20 protein-coding genes are annotated in these 19,056 nt (G+C 62.0%); 9 read left to right on the top strand and 11 right to left on the bottom strand.

Annotated features, from left to right (window positions below; genetic code table 11):
- Nucleotides 1-76 precede the first annotated feature (76 nt).
- Nucleotides 77-1,477: a coniferyl aldehyde dehydrogenase gene (locus NRB16_RS12855; protein WP_257106273.1), complete on the bottom strand. Its 1,401-nt coding sequence runs from the start codon at nucleotides 1,475-1,477 to the stop codon at nucleotides 77-79.
- A 167-nt stretch (nucleotides 1,478-1,644) separates the two neighbouring features.
- On the opposite strand from NRB16_RS12855, the gene NRB16_RS12860 reads away from it, so the two are divergent.
- The gene (locus tag NRB16_RS12860; protein WP_253140256.1) at nucleotides 1,645-2,499 is read left to right on the top strand and encodes a sulfurtransferase; all 855 of its coding nucleotides are present in this window, start codon (nucleotides 1,645-1,647) and stop codon (nucleotides 2,497-2,499) included.
- A gap of 17 nt (nucleotides 2,500-2,516) precedes the next feature.
- Here the strand turns inward: NRB16_RS12860 and NRB16_RS12865 are convergent, their stop codons facing one another.
- The 4 genes from NRB16_RS12865 to NRB16_RS12880 form a co-directional block, all read right to left on the bottom strand.
- Nucleotides 2,517-3,554: a hydrolase gene (locus NRB16_RS12865; protein ID WP_045486375.1), complete on the bottom strand. Its 1,038-nt coding sequence runs from the start codon at nucleotides 3,552-3,554 to the stop codon at nucleotides 2,517-2,519.
- 113 nt (nucleotides 3,555-3,667) lie between these two features.
- Nucleotides 3,668-4,252 carry a 16S rRNA (guanine(966)-N(2))-methyltransferase RsmD gene (rsmD, locus tag NRB16_RS12870; RefSeq protein ID WP_045486378.1) on the bottom strand — a complete coding sequence of 195 codons (585 nt, stop codon included), beginning with the start codon at nucleotides 4,250-4,252 and terminating at the stop codon, nucleotides 3,668-3,670.
- Entirely contained in the window at nucleotides 4,252-5,739 is a 1,488-nt protein-coding gene (locus tag NRB16_RS12875) for a pitrilysin family protein (protein WP_257106274.1), read from the bottom strand. The genes rsmD and NRB16_RS12875 overlap by 1 nt, the downstream gene beginning before the upstream one ends.
- Nucleotides 5,736-7,091, bottom strand: coding sequence for a pitrilysin family protein (locus tag NRB16_RS12880; RefSeq protein ID WP_257106275.1), 1,356 nt, complete (start codon nucleotides 7,089-7,091; stop codon nucleotides 5,736-5,738). The genes NRB16_RS12875 and NRB16_RS12880 overlap by 4 nt, the downstream gene beginning before the upstream one ends.
- 389 nt (nucleotides 7,092-7,480) lie before the next feature.
- Here NRB16_RS12880 and ftsY point away from each other — a divergent pair, with 389 nt between their 5' ends.
- From ftsY to rpoH, 4 genes are all read left to right on the top strand, one after another.
- Entirely contained in the window at nucleotides 7,481-8,917 is a 1,437-nt protein-coding gene (gene ftsY / locus NRB16_RS12885) for a signal recognition particle-docking protein FtsY (protein WP_253140258.1), read from the top strand.
- Complete coding sequence (gene ftsE, locus NRB16_RS12890; RefSeq protein ID WP_045486392.1) at nucleotides 8,914-9,585, top strand: cell division ATP-binding protein FtsE; 672 nt, start codon at nucleotides 8,914-8,916, stop codon at nucleotides 9,583-9,585. The genes ftsY and ftsE overlap by 4 nt, the downstream gene beginning before the upstream one ends.
- Entirely contained in the window at nucleotides 9,582-10,616 is a 1,035-nt protein-coding gene (gene ftsX / locus NRB16_RS12895) for a permease-like cell division protein FtsX (protein ID WP_257106276.1), read from the top strand. Before ftsE ends, ftsX begins: the two co-directional genes overlap by 4 nt.
- 125 nt (nucleotides 10,617-10,741) lie before the next feature.
- Nucleotides 10,742-11,596: an RNA polymerase sigma factor RpoH gene (rpoH, locus tag NRB16_RS12900; protein WP_045486399.1), complete on the top strand. Its 855-nt coding sequence runs from the start codon at nucleotides 10,742-10,744 to the stop codon at nucleotides 11,594-11,596.
- A gap of 289 nt (nucleotides 11,597-11,885) precedes the next feature.
- Here the strand turns inward: rpoH and mtgA are convergent, their stop codons facing one another.
- Entirely contained in the window at nucleotides 11,886-12,590 is a 705-nt protein-coding gene (gene mtgA / locus NRB16_RS12905; protein ID WP_253140259.1) for a monofunctional biosynthetic peptidoglycan transglycosylase, read from the bottom strand.
- 80 nt (nucleotides 12,591-12,670) lie between these two features.
- On the opposite strand from mtgA, the gene NRB16_RS12910 reads away from it, so the two are divergent.
- From NRB16_RS12910 to trmB, 4 genes are all read left to right on the top strand, one after another.
- Nucleotides 12,671-13,048, top strand: coding sequence for a DUF423 domain-containing protein (locus NRB16_RS12910; RefSeq protein WP_045486404.1), 378 nt, complete (start codon nucleotides 12,671-12,673; stop codon nucleotides 13,046-13,048).
- Nucleotides 13,049-13,132: 84 nt separating this feature from the next.
- On the top strand, nucleotides 13,133-13,333 hold the full coding sequence (thiS, locus tag NRB16_RS12915; protein WP_045486405.1) for a sulfur carrier protein ThiS: 201 nt from the start codon (nucleotides 13,133-13,135) through the stop codon (nucleotides 13,331-13,333).
- 66 nt (nucleotides 13,334-13,399) lie between these two features.
- Nucleotides 13,400-14,194 (top strand): thiazole synthase, encoded by a 795-nt coding sequence (locus NRB16_RS12920; RefSeq protein ID WP_045486407.1) that lies wholly within the window; start codon nucleotides 13,400-13,402, stop codon nucleotides 14,192-14,194.
- Between the two features lie 97 nt (nucleotides 14,195-14,291).
- On the top strand, nucleotides 14,292-14,939 hold the full coding sequence (gene trmB, locus NRB16_RS12925; RefSeq protein ID WP_231906578.1) for a tRNA (guanosine(46)-N7)-methyltransferase TrmB: 648 nt from the start codon (nucleotides 14,292-14,294) through the stop codon (nucleotides 14,937-14,939).
- A gap of 23 nt (nucleotides 14,940-14,962) precedes the next feature.
- On the opposite strand, the gene NRB16_RS12930 is transcribed toward trmB, so the two are convergent.
- From NRB16_RS12930 to NRB16_RS12950, 5 genes are all read right to left on the bottom strand, one after another.
- Complete coding sequence (locus tag NRB16_RS12930) at nucleotides 14,963-15,538, bottom strand: lipocalin family protein (protein ID WP_045486413.1); 576 nt, start codon at nucleotides 15,536-15,538, stop codon at nucleotides 14,963-14,965.
- A 3-nt stretch (nucleotides 15,539-15,541) separates the two neighbouring features.
- The gene (bamE, locus tag NRB16_RS12935) at nucleotides 15,542-15,796 is read right to left on the bottom strand and encodes an outer membrane protein assembly factor BamE (RefSeq protein ID WP_045486415.1); all 255 of its coding nucleotides are present in this window, start codon (nucleotides 15,794-15,796) and stop codon (nucleotides 15,542-15,544) included.
- 119 nt (nucleotides 15,797-15,915) lie between these two features.
- Nucleotides 15,916-16,518 carry a DUF924 family protein gene (locus NRB16_RS12940; RefSeq protein WP_257106277.1) on the bottom strand — a complete coding sequence of 201 codons (603 nt, stop codon included), beginning with the start codon at nucleotides 16,516-16,518 and terminating at the stop codon, nucleotides 15,916-15,918.
- Nucleotides 16,519-16,521: 3 nt separating this feature from the next.
- Nucleotides 16,522-17,532, bottom strand: coding sequence for a class 1 fructose-bisphosphatase (locus NRB16_RS12945; protein WP_045486418.1), 1,011 nt, complete (start codon nucleotides 17,530-17,532; stop codon nucleotides 16,522-16,524).
- 149 nt (nucleotides 17,533-17,681) lie between these two features.
- Complete coding sequence (locus NRB16_RS12950) at nucleotides 17,682-19,037, bottom strand: DUF3999 domain-containing protein (RefSeq protein WP_257106307.1); 1,356 nt, start codon at nucleotides 19,035-19,037, stop codon at nucleotides 17,682-17,684.
- Between the last annotated feature and the right edge of the window lie 19 nt (nucleotides 19,038-19,056).

Raw genomic sequence — 19,056 nt, forward strand, 5'->3', positions numbered from 1 at the left:
AAGTCGGCAGCCTTGCGACATCAGTCGTAAAGGGCCGATTATCGGACATTGGCGCCGATCGGCCAACGTTGCGCTGTCAGCGAATAAACAGCCACTGGATCAGCCGCTGCAGGGTTTTGCCGTACGGCGGGTAAATGAGCCGTGCGGTGTTCAGGCGCGGCTTGATCAGCACGCTCTTGGCTTTGCTGAAGGTCAGAAAACCTTCGCGGCCATGGTAATGGCCCATCCCCGAAGGGCCGATGCCGCCGAACGGCAGGTCGTCCACCGCGACATGTTGCAAGGTGTCGTTGATGCACACCCCGCCTGAGTGGGTGCGCTCCAGCACCTGTCGCTGCTCGTGTTTGTCGTAGCCAAAGAAATACAGGGCCAGTGGCCGTGGGCGCTGGTTGATCCAGCCCAGCGCCTGTTCCAGGGTGTCGTAAGGCAATACCGGCAACAGCGGCCCGAAGATCTCTTCCTGCATTACCTGCATGCTGTCGTCGACATCCAGCAGCAGTGTCAACGGCATTTGGCCGTCCTGACCCTGCGGTTGCAGGACGATTGCCTGGGCGCCTTTGCCGATGGCGTCATCCACATAATGCTGCAGGCGACGGCGCTGGCGTTGATTGATGATGTGCGTGCTGTCGCGGTTGCGGGTCGGCTCCGGGTAGAAGCCTTGGACTGTGTGGCGCAAGGCTTCGACCAGGCCGTCGAGGCGTTCCCGGGGCACCAGCACGTAATCCGGGGCCACACAGGTTTGCCCGGCGTTGAGGGTCTTGCCGAAGGCCAGCCGTTGCGCGGCATCCGCTAGCGGCACGTCACGAGACACAATGGCCGGCGACTTGCCGCCCAGTTCCAGGGTCACCGGGGTCAGGTGCTCGGCAGCGGCCCGCATCACCTGCTTGCCTATGCCGGTTGCGCCGGTGAACAGCAAGTGGTCGAACGGCAGTCGGGAAAACGCCATGCCGACCTCGACTTCACCCAGCACCACGCACACCAGGTCTTGCGGGAAAATCTGCGCCAGCATCTGCTTGAGCAACTGACCGGTGGCGGGGGTCGACTCGCTGAGTTTGAGCATCACCCGGTTGCCGGCTGCCAGGGCTCCGGTCAGCGGGCCGATAGCCAGAAACAACGGGTAGTTCCACGGCACGATGATGCCAACCACCCCCAGCGGCTGGTACATGACCTTCGCCGATGCCGGCTGGAAGGCCAGCCCGACGTGGCGTCGCGAGGGTTTCATCCAGCCCTTCAGGCGCCGCCTTGCATCGCGGATGCCCATCAGGCTGGGCAGCAGTTCGGCCAGCAGGGTTTCATCGGCACTGCGATGGCCGAAATCGGTACTGATTGCCGTCACCAGTGCCTGGCGCTGCGCCTTGAGCTGCTGCGCCAACTCACGCAACCACGCCTGGCGCTGCGCAACTGATGGCATCGGGTTGGCCGCAAAGGCCTGGCGCTGGAGAGAAAAGGCGGCGTCCAGCCGTTGCTGCGTGTCGCTCATGGCAGATCCTTGGGGTATGAACCGTGGCCACTCTACAATGCCTGCCGATCAACTGCATAAGCGGCATGTCTACCAAAGGCCAGTCGACGGCGTGCCTGCTCACGGCCTATGCTCGACAAATAGATGTCGCCTGATTATTCGATTGTCTGTCTGCAGGAGTTCGTTTTATGCCTCTCGCGCAACTGATCAGCCCCCGGGAACTGGCCGCCAGGCTGGAGGAGCCAGGGCTGGTGATTCTCGATTGCCGTTTTGCTCTGGAAGATGCCGACTACGGGCAGCGCAGCTATGCCCAGGGCCATATCGAGCGCTCTTGGTTCGCCGATCTGGAGCGCGACCTCAGTGGCCCGGTGAGCAAGGGCAAGACCGGCCGTCATCCACTGCCCGAGCCCCGCGCACTGGTCGAGCGGTTGCGCAGTTGGGGCATCAACAACGACAGCACGGTGGTGCTTTACGATGACGGCCCCGGCGCTTTTGCCGCCAGAGCCTGGTGGCTGCTGGCCTGGCTGGGCAAGCGCGACGGCGTGTATTTGCTCGATGGTGGCCTCAAGGCCTGGCATGCGGCAGGCCTGCCACTGAGCCTTGATCCGGCCGGTAACGAGCCAGGTCATTTCAATGGCGAACCGGACAATTCACTGGTGTTGAGCGCCGAACGCCTGCAAAAGCGTCTCGGGCGGCCAACCCTGAGCCTGATCGATGCACGTGCCGAACCGCGCTTTCGTGGTGAAGTCGAGCCGATTGATCCGGTGGCAGGGCACATCCCCGGCGCGCAATGCCTGGCGTTTACCGAGAACCTTGGCGCCGATGGCTGCTTTTTGCCGGCCGAAAAGCTGCGCGAGCGCTTTGCCGCCGCCCTGCAGGACCGCCCTCCCAGTGAGCTGGTGGCCTACTGCGGCTCAGGCGTGACGGCCTGTCATAACCTGTTTGCCATGGCGCTGGCCGGTTACCCGTTGGGCGCCCTGTATGCCGGCTCGTGGAGTGAGTGGATTACCGACCCCAAGCGCGAAATCGCCACCGGCGGCTGAGGCCGGGTCAGGCGTTGTCAGGTCGCGGGATAGGGATTGTCCCGCTCGTGGGCAATGCCCAGCCACAGTGGGATACGCCGCTCCAGGTAGTATTCGGGGCGGCGCAACGAACCCTCGACAAAGCCCACATGGCCGCCCTTGGCCTGTAGCTCGAATTCGATGCACGAGGCCAGTTCATCCGGCGCAGGCAGGCTGTGGGCGAACACGAACGGGTCATCGATGGACTGGATGATCAGCGTCGGGGTGCGCACCTGGCCAAGAAAGTAGCGGCTTGAAGCCCGTCGGTAATAGTCCTCGGCGTCGGTAAAACCGTGCAGCGGCGCGGTGACCCGGCCGTCGAAATCCCAGAAGGTGCGCATGTTTTCCAGCGAGCCGAGCGCGGCCAGTTCGGCCAGCCCTTCGCTGAGCCCCTCGTGTTGAAAACGGCGCTGTTTGTCACGGATGTAGCCGAGCATTTCGCGCATGAAGTGGCGTTGATAGATACGCGAAAACCCCTGGCCGATACGGTTGGCGCATTGATCCAGACGAAACGGCACCGAGACGGCCACCGCACCGAGCAACTGGCTGTGTTCGCCGGACTCGCCCAGGTACTTGAGCAGTACATTACCGCCCAGCGAGTAACCCACGGCATACAACGGCGCCAGTGGTCGCAAGGCGCGCAAGTGGGCGACCACTGCGGCCAGGTCCTCGCTGGCCCCGGAATGATAGCTGCGTGAGCGCAGGTTCGGCTCACCGGAGCAGCCGCGCCAGTTCAGCGCCACGCTGGCCCAGCCCTGCGCTTGCATGGCCCGTTGCAGGCCCACCACATAAGGCGAGTTCGACGAGCCGGTCAGGCCGTGCAGGACCAGCACCAGCGGTGCATCCGGGCAATGCGGGCCGTTCCAGTCCAGGTCGAGAAAATCACCGTCATCCAGCCACATGCGCTCGCGCCTTCGCTCAATCGGCAAGCCGCGCCGCAACAGCGGACCCCAGAGGGTTTGCAGATGCGGGTTACCCAGCCCGATGGCCGGGGCAAAGGGGCTGACATGGGCAGGATGAAACGAAGGTGCAGGCATGGCGGCAGTCATCGTTAAGCTGGCGGGTCAGCGCCTACGTTGCCACTAAGTGGTGCGCGATGTAAGGGGGGCAGGGCCAGCGGCCCGCCCCGCGATACCGGCGTAGCAGCCTGTTAACCGCGTTGCCAGAGCGCGTAATAGACCTGACCTGCCTTTTTCTCACGGTGCAGACGCCAGTTGCCTGGCAGCCCGGTGGTCGAAGGCGGTGTCTCGCTTTCGGTGTAGATCCACGCCCGTTCGCTCAGCCAGGCGTTGTTTTCCAGCAGGGTGCAGGCGTTGGCCAGCAGCTCCTGATGAAACGGCGGGTCGAGAAACACCACATCGAAGGTTTCTGCGGGGCAGGTCTCCAGGTGGCGCAGGGCATCACTTTGCTGAACCTGGCCGTTCTCGCATTTGAGCAGCGCCAGGTTCTGCCGCAGGCTGGCGATGGCCGCCGGGTTGGTGTCCAGCGCCAGCCCTGCCTTGGCACCGCGCGACAGCGCCTCGAAGTACAGCGCGCCGCTGCCACTGAACAGGTCCAGCACCCGCGCGCCGATGATGTATGGCGCCAGCCAGTTGAACAGCGTTTCACGCACCCGGTCAGGGGTCGGGCGCAGGCCGGGACCGTCGGGGAAGCTCAGTTTGCGGCTGCCCCATTCGCCACCGATGATGCGCAGTTGACCCTGGCCGTTATGCGCTTTTGCTCGTGGATTGGCCATCAATGCTCCGGAACGCCGACAGGTTGCCGGGCAGGTTTGTCAGTGGGGGGTGGCAGCGGTTTTTGCTCCACGGTCGGGCCAACGGTAACGATGACCATCTGGTCGGCGCTGAGGTGTTTGTTCATCGCGGCCTTGACCTGCTCGACCGTCACCGCCTGGGCTTCGGTCAGGTAGTCTTCCAGGAAGGTCAGCGGCAAATCATAGAAGCCAATCGCGCCCAGTTGCGCGGCAATCGATGAGTTGCTGGCCGCCGACAGCGGGAAGCTGCCCGACAGTTCGCGTTTCACGTCGTCGATTTCTTTCTGGGTCGGGCCTTTGTCGAGGAACTCGCGCACCTGATCCTGGACCAGCTTGAGCGTGTTTTCGCTCAGTTCGGCGCGGGTTTGCAGTCCGATGGTGAACGGACCGGGCACGCGCATGCCGGTGAAGCCGGACGACACACCGTAAGTCAGGCCGCGCTTTTCGCGCACTTCGGTCATCAGGCGGCTGCCGAAGCCACCGCCGCCCAGTACCGAGTTGCCGACCATCAGTGCGGCGTAGTCCGGGTCGTTGCGGCTGATGCCCAGTTGCGCCAGCAGCAGGTGGGTCTGGTTGGACGGGAACTCGATATGCGTCACGCCGGCCTTGGGTTCGGCAGGCTCCGGCATTTTCGTCAGGGCCGGGCCTTTGGGCAGCGAGGCAGAGACTTGCGCGGCGATGGTCTGAGCCTCGTCGCGCGACAGGTCGCCAACCAGCGCGATGACCGCATTGCCGGAGGCATAGGCCTTGGCGTGGAAAGCCTTGAGCTGGGCCTGGGTCAGGGCGCCGATGCTTTTCGGGTTGCCGTCGCTGGGGTGGGCGTACGGATGGTTGCCGTAGAGTTTCTCGAACAGCGCCTTGCTGCCGATCACTCCGGGGTTCTGCTTCTGGTACTCGAAGCTGGCCAGCATCTGGTTCTTGATCCGCGCCAGCGAGTCGGCCGGGAAGGTAGGCTTGCCAATCACCTCGTTGAACAGCTTCAAGGCAGGTTCGCGTTTGTCCTGGCCACTGAGGCTACGCAGCGAGACCATGGCCATGTCGCGGTAGGAGCCGTTGCCAAAATCGGCGCCCAGGCCCTCGAAGCCTTGCGCGATGGCGGTGACGTCCTTGCCTTTGACGCCTTCGTTGAGCATGGCGTTGGTCATCAGCGCCAGGCCTGGAGCGTTCTGCGGGTCCTGGCTGCTGCCGGCGGCAAAGATCAGGCGCAGGTCGAACATCGGCAGTTCGCGCGATTCGACGAACAGCACCTTGGCGCCTTCGGCGGTGGTCCAGCTCTGGATGTTCATTTCCCGGCGTGCCGGGGCTTTGCCGTCCAGCTCTTTGAGCGATTGCAGGTTTTGCCCCAATGGCGCGTCGCCACGCGGCGCATCAGGGGCTACGGCATTATTGGCAGCAGCGGGCAGGGCGACCAGCGCACTGAGCGAGGCGGCCAGTAACAGGCCGGGCAGCGAATGTTTGCGCATGATCATTTGGCCTTCTTCTCCTCAGGCAGCACGTGCGCAACGCTGAGGCGCTCACGGGTGAAATAGGTCTTGGCGGCGTTCTGGATGTCGGTCGGGGTCACGCCTTGCAGCGCAGCCAGCTCTTCGTCGATCAACTTCCAGGACAGGCCGACGGTTTCCAGTTGGCCGATAGTTGTGGCCTGGCTGGTGATCGAGTCGCGCTCATAGACCAGGCCGGCGATGACCTGGGCCCGGACCCGCTCCAGTTCTTCGCTGGACGGCGCCTTGGTCTTGAGTTCGTCGAGCAGGCGCCAGATACCGGCTTCGGTGTCGGCCAGGGTTTTCTTCTTCTGCACGTTGGGCGTGGCGCTGATCAGGAACAGGCTGTCACCGCGGGCAAAGGCGTCGTATTGCGACGAAGCACCGGCTACCAGCTCTTCACCACGCTCCAGGCGGGTCGGAATACGCGCGCTGTAGCCGCCGTCGAGCAAGGCGGCGATCAGGCGCAGGGCATGCACCGAGCGCGGGTCTTCGGCGGTCGACAGGCTCGGCACATTGAAGCCGTAGATCAGGCTCGGCAACTGGGTCTTCACATGCAGGGTGATCTGCCGCTGGCCAGGCTCGGCCAGTTCCAGCGGTTTCTTGGCGGGCGGCACGTCGCGGCGCGGGATCGAGCCGAAGAAACGCTCGGCCAGGGCTTTCACTTCATCGGGCTTGACGTCGCCGACCACCACCAGCGTGGCGTTGTTAGGGGTGTACCACTGTTGATACCAGTGGCGCAGGTCCTCGACCGTCATGCGATTGAGGTCGGCCATCCAGCCGATGGTCGGGGTGTGATAGCCGCTGGCCGGATAGGCCATGGCCTTGAAACGCTCATAGGCCTTGCTGACCGGTTTGTCATCGGTACGCAGGCGGCGTTCTTCCTTGATGACCTCTATCTCGCGGCTGAACTCGTCGGCCGGAATTTTCAGCGTCGCCATGCGATCGGCTTCCAGCTCCAGCGCTACGCTCAGGCGGTCGCGGGCCAGCACCTGATAATAAGCGGTGTAGTCGTCGCTGGTGAAGGCGTTCTCTTCGGCGCCCAGATCGCGCAGGATCAGCGAAGCTTCGCCGGGACCGGTCTTGCTGCTGCCCTTGAACATCATGTGTTCAAGAGCGTGAGACAGCCCGGTGTGGCCGGGGGTCTCGTAGCTGGAGCCGACCTTGTACCAGACCTGGGAGACCACCACCGGTGCGCGGTGGTCTTCACGCACAATGACTTTCAGGCCGTTGTCGAGGGTGAATTCATGAGTCGGTTGCGGATCGGCTGCCAAGGCAGCCAGCGGCAGGCAGAGAGTGCTGAGCAACAGGCCTGCGGCGCGGCGGGCTAAAGCGTTCATTGGTCATTTGAACCTGTAAGACGGGCCGCCAGGACTTAGCGTCTGCGGGCACGGGGGTGTTAGGATACTGATCCGTTTGCGGCGCGAACAACCCTCAAGGGCCCGCGGCCCATGAAACTTGTTTCAGGCAAGGGTGAATCGGGTGCCGCTTAACGAGGGGGTGTTTATAAAATAGGCGAGCGAAGGCAAGACAAGGCGAGATTGGCCCAAAAAGCGCAGTGTACATTTTGTACATGAGCTTTTTGAGGTCAATTTCAACGCAGTATTGCCGAGTGCAGCCATTTTGTAGACGCACTCTGAACAAGCGGCCCTGATCGCAGTCTGTTGGCATGTCGCCTTTTTTCCGGAACGCCTGTGGGTGTTTCGCTACTTTGAGATAGCCGTCCTCCATGTTTGGTTCCAACGACGACAAGAAGACCCCAGCCGAGGCTGGAGAAAAGAAAGGCCTGTTCGGATGGTTTCGCAAGAAAGCCCCGGAGCCTGCTCCGGCGCCCCAGGAAACACCCGCGGTCCAGCCTGACGCGCAACCCGAGCCTGCTCCGGCTGCTGAAGTGCAGCATGTGGCTGCGGCTGCCTTTGCCCCTGTTGAGCCTGTGGTTGTACCGCCAGCCGTCGAGCCTGCGGCCCCGGTTGTGCCGGTGCAAGCCGAGCCGACGCCTGCGCCTGTAGAGCCTGTGGTTGTCGCTCCTGTCAGTACGCCTGCGCCAGTTGTTGTCGCGCCTGAACCGGCTGCCTCTGCTCCTGCACCGGTCGTAGAGCCGGTTGTTGTGCCAGCCCCTGTTGTTGTCGCCCCGGAGCCAGTGATTCCTGCGCCTGCACCGGTGATTGAACCAGCACCGGTTGCCGAGACCGCCCTGGTGCCTGCTGCCCCCGCGCCTGCCGCAGAACCTGCGAAAACCGGCTTCTTTGCCCGTCTCAAGCAAGGCCTGTCAAAGACCAGCGCCAGCATTGGCGAAGGGATGGCCAGTCTGTTTCTGGGCCGCAAGGCGATTGACGATGACTTGCTCGAAGAGATCGAAACCCGTCTGCTGACCGCCGACGTGGGTGTCGAGGCAACCTCGGTGATCATCCAGAACCTGACCCAGAAGGTTGCCCGCAAGCAACTGACCGACGCCGAAGCCCTGTACCAGTCGCTGCAGGCCGAGCTGGCTGCCATGCTCAAACCGGTCGAGCAGCCGCTGCTGATCGACACCACGCACAAGCCTTATGTGATTCTGGTGGTGGGCGTGAACGGTGCCGGCAAGACCACCACGATCGGCAAACTGGCCAAGAAGCTGCAGCTTGAAGGCAAGAAGGTCATGCTGGCCGCTGGCGACACTTTCCGTGCCGCTGCCGTGGAACAGCTGCAGGTCTGGGGCGAACGTAACCAGATCCCGGTGATCGCCCAGCACACTGGCGCCGACTCGGCGTCGGTGATCTTCGATGCCGTGCAGGCGGCCAAGGCCCGTGGTGTCGATGTGCTGATCGCCGATACGGCCGGGCGTCTGCACACCAAAGACAATCTGATGGAAGAACTCAAGAAGGTTCGCCGGGTGATCGGCAAGCTCGATGAGCACGCGCCTCATGAGGTCTTGCTGGTGCTCGACGCCGGTACTGGCCAGAACGCCATCAACCAGGCCAGGCAATTCAACCAGACCGTGTCGTTGACCGGCCTGGCCCTGACCAAACTCGACGGTACGGCCAAAGGCGGGGTGATTTTCGCCCTGGCCAAGCAGTTTGGCCTGCCGATTCGTTACATCGGCGTAGGCGAGGGCATCGACGACCTGCGCACTTTCGAGGCCGAACCTTTCGTTCAGGCCCTGTTCGCGGAGCGGGAGCGCACATGATTCGATTCGAGCAGGTCGGTAAGCGTTATCCGAACGGTCACGTCGGGTTGCATGAGCTGAGCTTTCGAGTGCGTCGCGGTGAGTTTCTGTTTGTCACCGGCCACTCCGGGGCCGGTAAAAGTACCCTGTTGCGCCTGTTGCTGGCCATGGAGCGCCCGACCTCGGGCAAGCTGCTGCTGGCCGGTCAGGACCTGGGGCAGATCAGTACGGCGCAGATTCCCTTCCTGCGCCGCCAGATCGGCGTAGTGTTCCAGAACCACCAGTTGCTGTTCGACCGTACGGTGTTCAACAACGTCGCCCTGCCATTGCAGATTCTCGGGCTGTCCAAGCCCGAGATCGCCAAGCGTGTCGACTCGGCGCTGGAGCGTGTTGCGCTGGCCGACAAGGCCACGCTGTATCCGGGCGACCTGTCCACCGGCCAGCAGCAGCGGGTCGGTATCGCACGCGCCATTGTCCATCGCCCGGCACTGTTGCTGGCCGATGAGCCGACCGGCAACCTCGATCCCCGGCTGGCGGCGGAAATCATGGGTGTATTTGAAGATATCAACCGGCTTGGCACCAGTGTGCTGATTGCCAGCCACGACCTGGCACTGATTGCGCGCATGCGCCATCGCATGTTGACCTTGCAGCGTGGGCGTCTGATCGGTGACGGGGAGGCCGGCGTATGAGCAACTCGTCACGCAGCAATGCAAAAATTTCCGACCGCGCCGCGGCCCGTGCGGCAGACCAGGAGCCGCCCAAGAAAAAACGTGGCGCGCACGATGATGACGGGCCGGATTTTTCCACCTTGCTGGCCGCCTGGGTCGAGAGCCATCGCAGCAGCCTGCTCGACAGCCTGCGGCGGCTGGGCAAGCAGCCGATCGGCAGTTTTTTTACCTGTCTGGTGATGGCAGTGGCCTTGAGCCTGCCGATGGGCTTGTCGCTGTTGTTGAGTAACGTCGAGCGTCTGGGCGGGTCCTGGCAGCGTGCGGCGCAGATCTCGGTGTATCTGAATATCGACGCCGGTCAGGCTGACGGCAATCGCCTGCGCGAACAGATCAAGGCCATGCCCGGTGTGGCTGAGGCCGAATATGTCAGCAGCGAACAGGCACTCAAGGAGTTCCAGAAGGACTCCGGTCTGGGCGAGGCGCTCAAGGAGCTGCCCAGCAACCCGTTGCCGGGCGTCGTGGTGGTAACTCCCGAAAAGGTCGACAAACCGGCGCTGGAAGCCTTGCGCACCCGTTTGTCTGAATTGCCCAAGGTGCAACAGGCGCAACTGGACCTGGTATGGGTTGAGCGGCTGGCGGCAATTCTCAAGCTCGGTGACCGCTTCGTCTTCGGCCTGACCGTGCTGCTGGTGGCGGCGCTGTTGCTGGTGATCGGCAACACCATTCGTCTGCATATCGAAAACCGGCGTACCGAGATTGAGGTCATCAAGCTGGTGGGCGGTACCGACAGCTATGTGCGCAGGCCGTTCCTGTACATGGGGGCGCTGTATGGCATTGGTGCCGGGCTGCTGTCATGGGGGGTGCTGGCATTTGGCCTGGACTGGCTGAACGAGTCGGTCATCGACCTTGCCGGGCTCTATGGCAGTGACTTTGCCTTGGCCGGTGTTCCTGTTGCAGATGGTTTCTCGCTCTTGCTTGGAGCAGTGTTCTTGGGTTATATCGGTGCATGGATCGCGGTGGCTCGTCATTTGAGTGAGCTCGCCCCCCGGTAAATCAGCATCGGGGTTGATCGTTTTTTAATCAATTGACTTCTTGTTCAGGGAACTTGTCTAGCGGTTCCCGGTCAATTTCGCAGTGCTGAACTGCACGAGTCATGTGAGTCGGAGGTTTCTTTCGTATGACCAATTCCTTGCAACCTGCCTATGCTCTGGTCCCGGGTGCCAACCTGGAGGCTTACGTGCATGCGGTCAACAGCATCCCGATGCTGACGCCCGAGCAGGAGCGCGAACTGGCAGACAGTCTCTACTACGAGCAAAATCTGGAATCCGCCCGCCAGATGGTTCTGGCGCACCTGCGCTTCGTGGTGCATATCGCGCGCAGCTATTCCGGTTATGGTCTGGCCCAGTCCGACCTGATCCAGGAAGGCAACGTCGGCTTGATGAAGGCAGTAAAACGCTTCAACCCGGAAATGGGCGTGCGTCTGGTGTCGTTCGCCGTGCACTGGATCAAGGCTGAAATTCACGAGTTCATCCTGCGCAACTGGCGGATCGTCAAAGTGGCGACCACCAAGGCGCAGCGCAAGCTGTTCTTCAACCTGCGCAGCCAGAAAAAGCGTCTGGCCTGGCTGAACAACGACGAAGTGCATCGTGTGGCCGAGAGCCTGGGTGTCGAGCCGCGTGAAGTGCGCGAGATGGAAAGCCGTCTTAGCGGCCAGGACATGGCCTTCGACCCGGCCTCCGAGGCTGATGACGACAGCGCGTTCCAGTCGCCGGCCAACTACCTCGAAGACCACCGCTACGACCCGGCTCGCCAGTTGGAAGACGCCGACTGGAGCGACAACTCAACCGCCAACCTGCATCAGGCGCTGGAAGTGCTCGACGAGCGCAGCCGGGACATCCTCTACCAGCGCTGGCTGGCCGAAGAAAAGGCCACGCTGCATGACCTGGCCGAGAAATACAACGTCTCTGCCGAGCGTATTCGCCAGCTTGAAAAGAACGCGATGAACAAGCTCAAGACGTCCATAGCGGCCTGATCTGAGCACTGTGCAAAACGCCCCGACTTGTCGGGGCGTTTTTGTTTATGGCCAATGCCCATACCATGTGTTTGAAGGCCCGAATCCCGTTGGGAGCTTGCTTGCTGGCGAAAGCGTCGGCACATTCGCAACAGATGCTGTGACTTTACTGGCCTCTGCGTCGGAATGCCGCCCAGACCAAGGTGGCTCCCACCGAGGGCATACAGTACCTAAGTGAATGTGGCTCTAGCCGCGAAAGGCTTCGCAGCTAAAGCCGCTCCTACGGCGCTCCGTGTTCGCCGCCCAGCCGTTATGGTTTTCCCTCCAGCGCTGTCAGGTAGCTGTCGCCGCCCAGCTGACGCATCTGCTGGCGGATCCAGCCGGCGCGGCGTGCAATGTAGCTGCCGGGACTGCTGGCGCTCCAGCGGCGCGGGTTGGGCAGCACCGCGGCCAGGTAGCTGGCCTGCTGGGTGCTCAGGTTCGCGGCGCTGGTGTTGAAGTGATGCCGGGCAGCCGCTTGGGCGCCGAACACGCCATCGTCCCATTCCACGCTGTTGAGATACACCTCAAGAATGCGCTGTTTGGACCACAGCAACTCGATCAATGCGGTGAACCAGGCCTCCAGCCCTTTGCGCAGGTAGCTGCGACCCGACCACAGAAACAGGTTCTTGGCCACTTGCTGGGAGAGGGTACTGGCGCCGCGAAGCGAGCCGCCGCGTTCGTTATGGGCAATTGCCGCCTGGATGGCTGCCACGTCAAAGCCCCAGTGTTCAGCGAACTTCTGGTCTTCACCGGCGACCACCGCGACTTTCAGGGGCGAGGCGATTTGCTCCCAGGCCACCCAATCGCGCTGCAGGTCAATGGGCTGACCATCAATCCATGATTCAATCTTGCGCTCGACCATCAATGCCGTAGCCGGTGGCGGGACCCAGCGCAATACGAGTACCAGCACAAAGCTGCCTGCAGCAAACCACAGCAGCGCTTTTGCTAGACGACGGAAAAGGATACGCAGCATAGAGATCGCTTGGCCGAACCGATTGAGCGGGCCATTATACAGACCACAGATGATTGAACGATTTTTGCCTGGAGCTGCAGATGTTTCGTGGTTTTTTAATGATGGCGGCGTTTTTCGGCTTCACCGGTGTAGCGCTTGGCGCTTTTGCCGCGCACGGCCTCAAGGGGCGTCTGAGTGCCGAGTATTTGGCGATTTTCCAGACTGGGGTGCTGTATCAGTTGGTCCATGCCCTGGCGCTGTTCGGGGTCGCTCTGCTGGCGATGCATATGCCTGGCCGTCTGGTGAACTGGGCCGGTTACGCCTTCGCCGCCGGCATCGTGCTGTTCTCCGGCAGCCTGTATCTGTTGACCCTGAGCAGTATCGGCAAGCTGGGTATCATCACCCCCTTCGGCGGGCTGTGCTTCTTGTTCGGCTGGTCGATCCTCGGGGTGCTGGCCTGGCGGGTGGGCAGCGCCTGAGACGAATGGTGCGGCTGCAGCTTGGTCAGACCGGCTGGCCGGGCTAGAATGCTGGCCCCCTAACAATGATGGCTGCTGTCGCGCATGCACATTCAGTTGAACGGTGAAACCTTTGAATTGCCTGACGGCGAGACCGTCGCCGCATTGCTGGCCCGTCTGGACCTTGCCGGGCGGCGCGTCGCTGTGGAATTGAACCTGGACATCGTGCCGCGTAGCCAGCATGACACCACTGCCCTGCGCGAAGGCGATCAGGTTGAAGTGGTTCATGCCATCGGCGGCGGCTGAGTCAGATGGCGTTACGTTCTCAACGCGTCTGAGTAAAGGTCAAAACGTATCTCTAGAGGAATCACGATGAGCAATGTTCGCAGCGACAAGCCGTTCGTCCTGGCGGGTCGCACTTTCGAGTCGCGCCTGCTGGTCGGCACCGGCAAGTACGTGGATATGAACCAGACCCGCGAGGCCATCGAGGCTTCGGGTGCCGAGATCGTCACGGTTGCCGTGCGCCGCACCAATCTGGGCCAGAACCCAGGTGAGCCAAACCTGCTCGACGTGCTGCCGCCGGATCGCTACACCATTTTGCCCAATACCGCTGGCTGCTTCGATGCCGCCGAAGCGGTGCGCACTTGCCGCCTGGCCCGTGAGCTGCTCGACGGGCGCAATCTGGTCAAGCTCGAAGTGCTGGCCGACCAGAAGACCCTGTTTCCCAATGTCATCGAGACCCTCAAGGCCGCCGAAGTGCTGGTCAAGGATGGTTTTGACGTCATGGTCTACACCAGCGATGACCCTATCGTCGCCCGTCAACTGGCGGAAATCGGCTGTATTGCGATCATGCCGCTGGCCGGGCTGATCGGCAGTGGCCTGGGGATCTGCAACCCGTACAACCTGCAGATCATCCTGGAAGAAACCAAAGTACCGGTGCTGGTCGATGCCGGTGTCGGTACGGCTTCGGATGCCACCATCGCCATGGAGCTGGGGTGCGAAGCGGTACTGATGAACTCGGCTATCGCCCATGCCCAGCATCCGGTACAGATGGCTGAAGCCATGAAACACGCGGTGATCGCTGGCCGCCTGGCCTATCTGGCCGGCCGCATGCCCCGCAAACTCTACGCCAGCGCGTCTTCGCCGCTGGATGGCCTGATCAAGTAAGAGCCCGTTGATGACTGATCCACACGTTCCACATCCAGAGTCACCTGCTGACGAAGCCGCTGATGCGCGTCCGCACCGCCGTATCAAAAGCTTCGTGATGCGCGCCGGGCGCATGACTGAAGGCCAGCAGCGCGGCCTGGACCAGGGCTTGCCTCAATTCGGTCTGCAACTGAGCGATGCGCCGGTGGACTTCGACCAGGTGTTCGGTCGCGCTGCGCCGCGCACGCTGGAGATCGGTTTTGGCATGGGTCATTCGCTGCTGGAGATGGCCGCTGCTGCGCCAGAGCATGACTTCATTGGTGTCGAGGTGCATTCACCGGGTGTGGGTGCGCTGCTCAACGGTGTGCTGACTCAGGGGTTGAGTAACGTGCGGGTCTACGATTGCGATGCGATCGAAGTGCTCAACCGCTGCGTGGCCGATAATAGCCTTGATCGGCTGATGCTGTTTTTCCCGGACCCCTGGCACAAGAGCCGCCATCACAAGCGGCGTATCGTGCAGCCCGAGTTTGCTGAACTGGTGCGCAGCAAGCTCAAGCCAGGTGGTGTGTTCCATATGGCCACCGACTGGGAACCGTATGCCGAGTACATGCTTGAGGTGATGAGTGTGGCGCCGGGTTATCGTAACCAGGCTGCCGATGGCCAGTATGTACCGCGCCCTGAAGAGCGCCCGATCACCAAGTTCGAGCGTCGCGGTGAGCGCCTTGGCCACGGTGTGTGGGATCTGAAGTTCGAAAAGATCGCCTGAAGCCTGAAGCTGCTCGATCCGCCTTACTGGTTGCGGGCGGCCTTCAGGTCCGCCTCGCGCCAGATCAGTCGGCTGGTGTCGTAGCCTTGTTGGCGAGCCTTGCTGAGCATTTCCTGTTTGACCCATTCCGGTACGCTGGGCGTGCGAGACAGCAACCACAGGTACTTGCGATTGGGGTTACCGACCACTGCGGTCTTGTAGTGGTCGTCGACGTACAGGACCCAGTAATCGCCCTTGCCAACCCATGGCAGCAGGCGCGAGAACCAATTATCGAATACCACCCACAGCTTGTCGGTCTTGCCCTCAACCTGCGGCGAAGCCGTGCCTTTGGCTTCTTGCCATTCGCCGTCATGGTTCTGGCAGCGATTGGTGACCGCTACGTTGCCATCATCCTTGAGCAGATAGCGTGCCTCTGAGCGGGCGCAGTCGCGCTGGAAGTGCATGGGCAGGCGCGCCAGTTCATACCAGGTGCCCTGGTAGCGTTTAAGGTCGATATTGCCGGCCGTTTTAGGGTCCAGGTTCTCTGCCGAGTGGGCAAAGCCAATGGCCAGAAAACCGGCCAGAACGACGAGGGCAAAGCGCAGCAGTCGGATCGCCATAACTCAATTCAGGCCCTGGCCAGAGAACATCAGCACCTTGTCACCGGCGTACTGCACGCTGATAAAGGTTTTCTCGTTACCCCAGGTGCAACTGGACATGCCCAGTGCGCCAGAGCATTCGGTCGGCTTGCCAAGCAGGTCTTCGACCTGGGCTTTTTGCATGCCTGACGACAGTTTCGAGTAGTTTTCCTGATTGATCTTGTTGCACGCGCCAAGAAAGACCAGCGATGCCAGCAAGGCAATGTAACGCAGAGGCATGAACGAGAGCTCCTGAAAGATGTGGGCCGGTATTCGAGCGATACCGTGCCACGAACTTTGATGAGCGAAATGCTCTCAGGTTCCCGACCATTGAAACGATTTGTGACGCAGGTTTACATTTAGAAACTTGAACCCGATGTCTTCAGGAAGGCGATTTCCTCAGCGGTGCTGGTCCGGCCAAGCACGGCATTGCGATGCGGGAAGCGACCAAAGCGCTCAACGATCCGCTGATGGCGCTCGGCGTAGTCCAGGCTCTGGCGCAAATAGGCGCGGTCGGCATCGGATGCCGTCTGCAACAGGCTGGTAAAGCAAGCTACCGCCTGATTCTGGTCGTCAAGGTTTTCGCTGTGCTCCAGCACCAGGTAGGCGAAGCTGCGGTGCACGGGGGACAGCTTAAGGTCATGGCCTTGCCTGAGACCTTCATGCAAAAGTGCCTGGGCGCGGGCATCGCCGCTCCAGGCACGAGGGGTGTCGCGGTAGATCATGCGCGGCAACTGGTCGAGCAGCAGGATCGTGCCCAGCCAACCCTGCGGGTCATTGAGCCAGTGTTCCTGGCCACCCTCGAGGGCCTGTTGCACCAGATCACCGAAGCGCTCGTGCGTCTCGGTGTCGTTAGCCTTGCGCTTACCGAACCACAGCGTGTTCCTGGCGCTGGCGGTCTCGCCGGCCGATTCGAAATCGCCGAACCACCAGTCCAGCAACGCCTGCCAAGGAGCTGGCATGGCTTATTGCTGGTGGTAACCGGTAACGCGCGCCACTTCCTCTTTGGAACCGAGGAATACCGCAACGCGCTCGTGCAGGCCTTCAGGCTGAATGTCGAGGATCCGTTGCTTGCCGTTGGTCGAAGCGCCGCCGGCCTGTTCGATGAGGAACGACATCGGGTTGGCTTCGTACATCAGGCGCAATTTGCCGGGCTTGGATGGCTCGCGCGAATCACGCGGGTACATGAACAGGCCGCCACGGGTCAGAATGCGGTGTACATCGGCGACCATCGCCGCGACCCAGCGCATGTTGTAGTTCTTTTGCAGCGGGCCTTCTTCGCCAGCCAGCAGCTCGTCCACGTAGCGTTTTACCGGGGCTTCCCAGTGGCGCTGGTTGGACATGTTGATGGCAAATTCCTGGGTGGACTCAGGAATGCTGATGTCTTCGTGGGTCAGCACGAAGCTGCCCATCTCGCGGTCCAGCGTGAAGCCCTTGACGCCGTCGCCCAAGGTCAGGACCAGCATGGTCTGTGGGCCGTAGATCGCGTAACCGGCGGCAACCTGCTGCGAACCTGGCTGCAGGAAGGCTTTTTCGTTCAGTGCTTCGTTCTGGCTCAGGTATTCGTTAGGGCAGCGCAGAACCGAGAAAATGGTGCCGACCGGGGCATTGATGTCGATGTTCGACGAGCCGTCCAGCGGGTCGAAAACCAGCAGGTAGGCGCCTTTGGGGTATTTGCCGGGGATCTGGTAGGCGTTGTCCATTTCTTCGGAGGCCATGCCGGCCAGGTGACCGCCCCATTCGTTGGCTTCAAGCAGGATCTCGTTGGAGATCACGTCGAGCTTCTTCTGGACCTCGCCTTGCACGTTTTCGGTGCCTTCACTGCCCAGCACGCCGCCCAGGGCGCCTTTGGACACCGCGTGGCTGATCTCTTTGCACGCACGCGCCACCACTTCGATCAGGAAACGCAGATCGGCAGGAGTGTTGTTGCTGCGGGTCTGCTCAATCAGATAGCGACTCAGGGTAACGCGGGACATGGATAGCTCCGAAACAGGGGGGAGTAAAAAACCCGCGCAGTTTAGCGCGAGTCGCAAGGTAATACTGCCCTGTCAGACCGGATCTGCAGGGGCTGGTTCATGTGTGGGCAAAGCGTAGCCGCAAAAACGGCTGCCAGAGGCGCCGCATATCAGGGTCTGGAGCGCATGGCGCGCAGCGTGCTCCAGGCCATCCAGGCGAGGATGAGTGCACCGAGCAGCAGAACGCCCCACAGGCCCAGACGTTTGTAGTCAGGGCCGGGCGCCGCTACAGGCAGTGGCGCGCTCAGGTCGGGCACCTTGGCGGCTACCGGCGCGGCCTTGCCCAGAGTGGCCAGGGTCTGCGGGTTGAGTTCAGGAATCAGTGTGGTCAGCGGCAGGTTGGCCGCGGTGGCGGTCGGGTTGCCGATGGCCAGGGTGAACGGGCCTTTGTCGCGGGCCAGAAACACCACTTGGGTCGCCTGCATTGCAAAGCGCAGTTTCGGCACCTGGTCGCCCAGGCCACCGCCGCGTTCGTCCACGTCCAGTTTCAATTGCCGCACCGTCTGGCCGTCGAGCTGGATTTCGTTTTGCACGACGTCCTGGCCGTTCTGGGTCAGGCGATACAGCAGGCTGCTGCCGAGCAGTTGCCAAGGCTGGCTGGCATCCAGGCGGCCATACAAGGTGCCCGGCGCCAGGCTGTTGGGCTGCTCGATGTCGATGCTGACCCGCTGCAACGGCAGGCTGACCGGTAATTGCCAGAGGTATTGGCCCGGCTGGGCCAGGCTGCCGCCAACCGGTGGCGACCAGCTCAGCGGCAGTGCCGGGCTTTCCGGGCGGGCGCTGACCACATGGGCGGCGGTCAGGGTCGGGGCGTTCTGGGCCGATGACCAGAGCAGGCGCAAATAGCGGGCGTTCAGGCCGGGCAAGCCGACCTCGCGTTGCTCGACCACCTCATCTGCGAACGACAGGCGCGCCACCCGGCCTTCGCCCCACGGCTGCCAGCTTTGCAGGTCGTCACTGGCCTCAATGCTGAATTGCTGAAAACCTTCGCGCTCGGTGCTCCAGTCAATGATCAACTGCTCCAGCGGTGCCTGGACGGTGCTGGTATCGAGCAACCAGCCACGCAGCACCTCTTCGCCCGCTTCAATGGCACCCAGCGGCTGGACTTCGATCAGGGCGCCGGTGCTGGAGCGTTCGATACGAATCCCCGGTGCGCTGTCGCTGGCTTCTGCGGTGCTGTACAGCGGAAACCATTTCACTGCAATCGGCTCTGCTTCAGTTTCGATCACCGCAGCGTCGCGAGTGAAGGCATAGGCCATGGCCTGACCCTGCGCATTGAATACCCGCAGATCGCCCAGATTGGCCTGGCGGGCATTGAGCTGTACGGCCAGTGGTAATTGCAGCTTGTACCACGGGCCTTCGCCGCTCACGGTCAGCGGCGTCTGGCTGGCGAAATCGGCCAGTTTGTCCTGGGCGTAAGCGTTGATCGCCGCGCACCAGACCATGCCCAGTGCGGCGATTTTCATCATCAGCGGACGGCTCAAG

This window comes from Pseudomonas sp. LJDD11, from assembly GCF_024584215.1.
Classification (GTDB): Bacteria; Pseudomonadota; Gammaproteobacteria; order Pseudomonadales; family Pseudomonadaceae; genus Aquipseudomonas.

What these genes read in the sequence shown, in the direction of transcription:
- NRB16_RS12920 (WP_045486407.1), top strand. Translation starts at nt 13,400, where the DNA reads ATGAGCAATGTTCGCAGCGACAAGCCGTTCGTCCTGGCGGGTCGCACT.
- bamE (WP_045486415.1), bottom strand. Translation starts at nt 15,796, where the DNA reads ATGCCTCTGCGTTACATTGCCTTGCTGGCATCGCTGGTCTTTCTTGGC.
- ftsY (WP_253140258.1), top strand. Translation starts at nt 7,481, where the DNA reads ATGTTTGGTTCCAACGACGACAAGAAGACCCCAGCCGAGGCTGGAGAA.
- thiS (WP_045486405.1), top strand. Translation starts at nt 13,133, where the DNA reads ATGCACATTCAGTTGAACGGTGAAACCTTTGAATTGCCTGACGGCGAG.
- NRB16_RS12875 (WP_257106274.1), bottom strand. Translation starts at nt 5,739, where the DNA reads ATGATCATGCGCAAACATTCGCTGCCCGGCCTGTTACTGGCCGCCTCG.
- ftsX (WP_257106276.1), top strand. Translation starts at nt 9,582, where the DNA reads ATGAGCAACTCGTCACGCAGCAATGCAAAAATTTCCGACCGCGCCGCG.
- mtgA (WP_253140259.1), bottom strand. Translation starts at nt 12,590, where the DNA reads ATGCTGCGTATCCTTTTCCGTCGTCTAGCAAAAGCGCTGCTGTGGTTT.
- NRB16_RS12945 (WP_045486418.1), bottom strand. Translation starts at nt 17,532, where the DNA reads ATGTCCCGCGTTACCCTGAGTCGCTATCTGATTGAGCAGACCCGCAGC.
- NRB16_RS12940 (WP_257106277.1), bottom strand. Translation starts at nt 16,518, where the DNA reads ATGCCAGCTCCTTGGCAGGCGTTGCTGGACTGGTGGTTCGGCGATTTC.
- NRB16_RS12930 (WP_045486413.1), bottom strand. Translation starts at nt 15,538, where the DNA reads ATGGCGATCCGACTGCTGCGCTTTGCCCTCGTCGTTCTGGCCGGTTTT.
- rsmD (WP_045486378.1), bottom strand. Translation starts at nt 4,252, where the DNA reads ATGGCCAATCCACGAGCAAAAGCGCATAACGGCCAGGGTCAACTGCGC.
- NRB16_RS12855 (WP_257106273.1), bottom strand. Translation starts at nt 1,477, where the DNA reads ATGAGCGACACGCAGCAACGGCTGGACGCCGCCTTTTCTCTCCAGCGC.
- NRB16_RS12880 (WP_257106275.1), bottom strand. Translation starts at nt 7,091, where the DNA reads ATGAACGCTTTAGCCCGCCGCGCCGCAGGCCTGTTGCTCAGCACTCTC.
- NRB16_RS12950 (WP_257106307.1), bottom strand. Translation starts at nt 19,037, where the DNA reads ATGAAAATCGCCGCACTGGGCATGGTCTGGTGCGCGGCGATCAACGCT.
- NRB16_RS12860 (WP_253140256.1), top strand. Translation starts at nt 1,645, where the DNA reads ATGCCTCTCGCGCAACTGATCAGCCCCCGGGAACTGGCCGCCAGGCTG.
- NRB16_RS12865 (WP_045486375.1), bottom strand. Translation starts at nt 3,554, where the DNA reads ATGCCTGCACCTTCGTTTCATCCTGCCCATGTCAGCCCCTTTGCCCCG.
- trmB (WP_231906578.1), top strand. Translation starts at nt 14,292, where the DNA reads ATGCGCGCCGGGCGCATGACTGAAGGCCAGCAGCGCGGCCTGGACCAG.
- NRB16_RS12910 (WP_045486404.1), top strand. Translation starts at nt 12,671, where the DNA reads ATGTTTCGTGGTTTTTTAATGATGGCGGCGTTTTTCGGCTTCACCGGT.
- ftsE (WP_045486392.1), top strand. Translation starts at nt 8,914, where the DNA reads ATGATTCGATTCGAGCAGGTCGGTAAGCGTTATCCGAACGGTCACGTC.
- rpoH (WP_045486399.1), top strand. Translation starts at nt 10,742, where the DNA reads ATGACCAATTCCTTGCAACCTGCCTATGCTCTGGTCCCGGGTGCCAAC.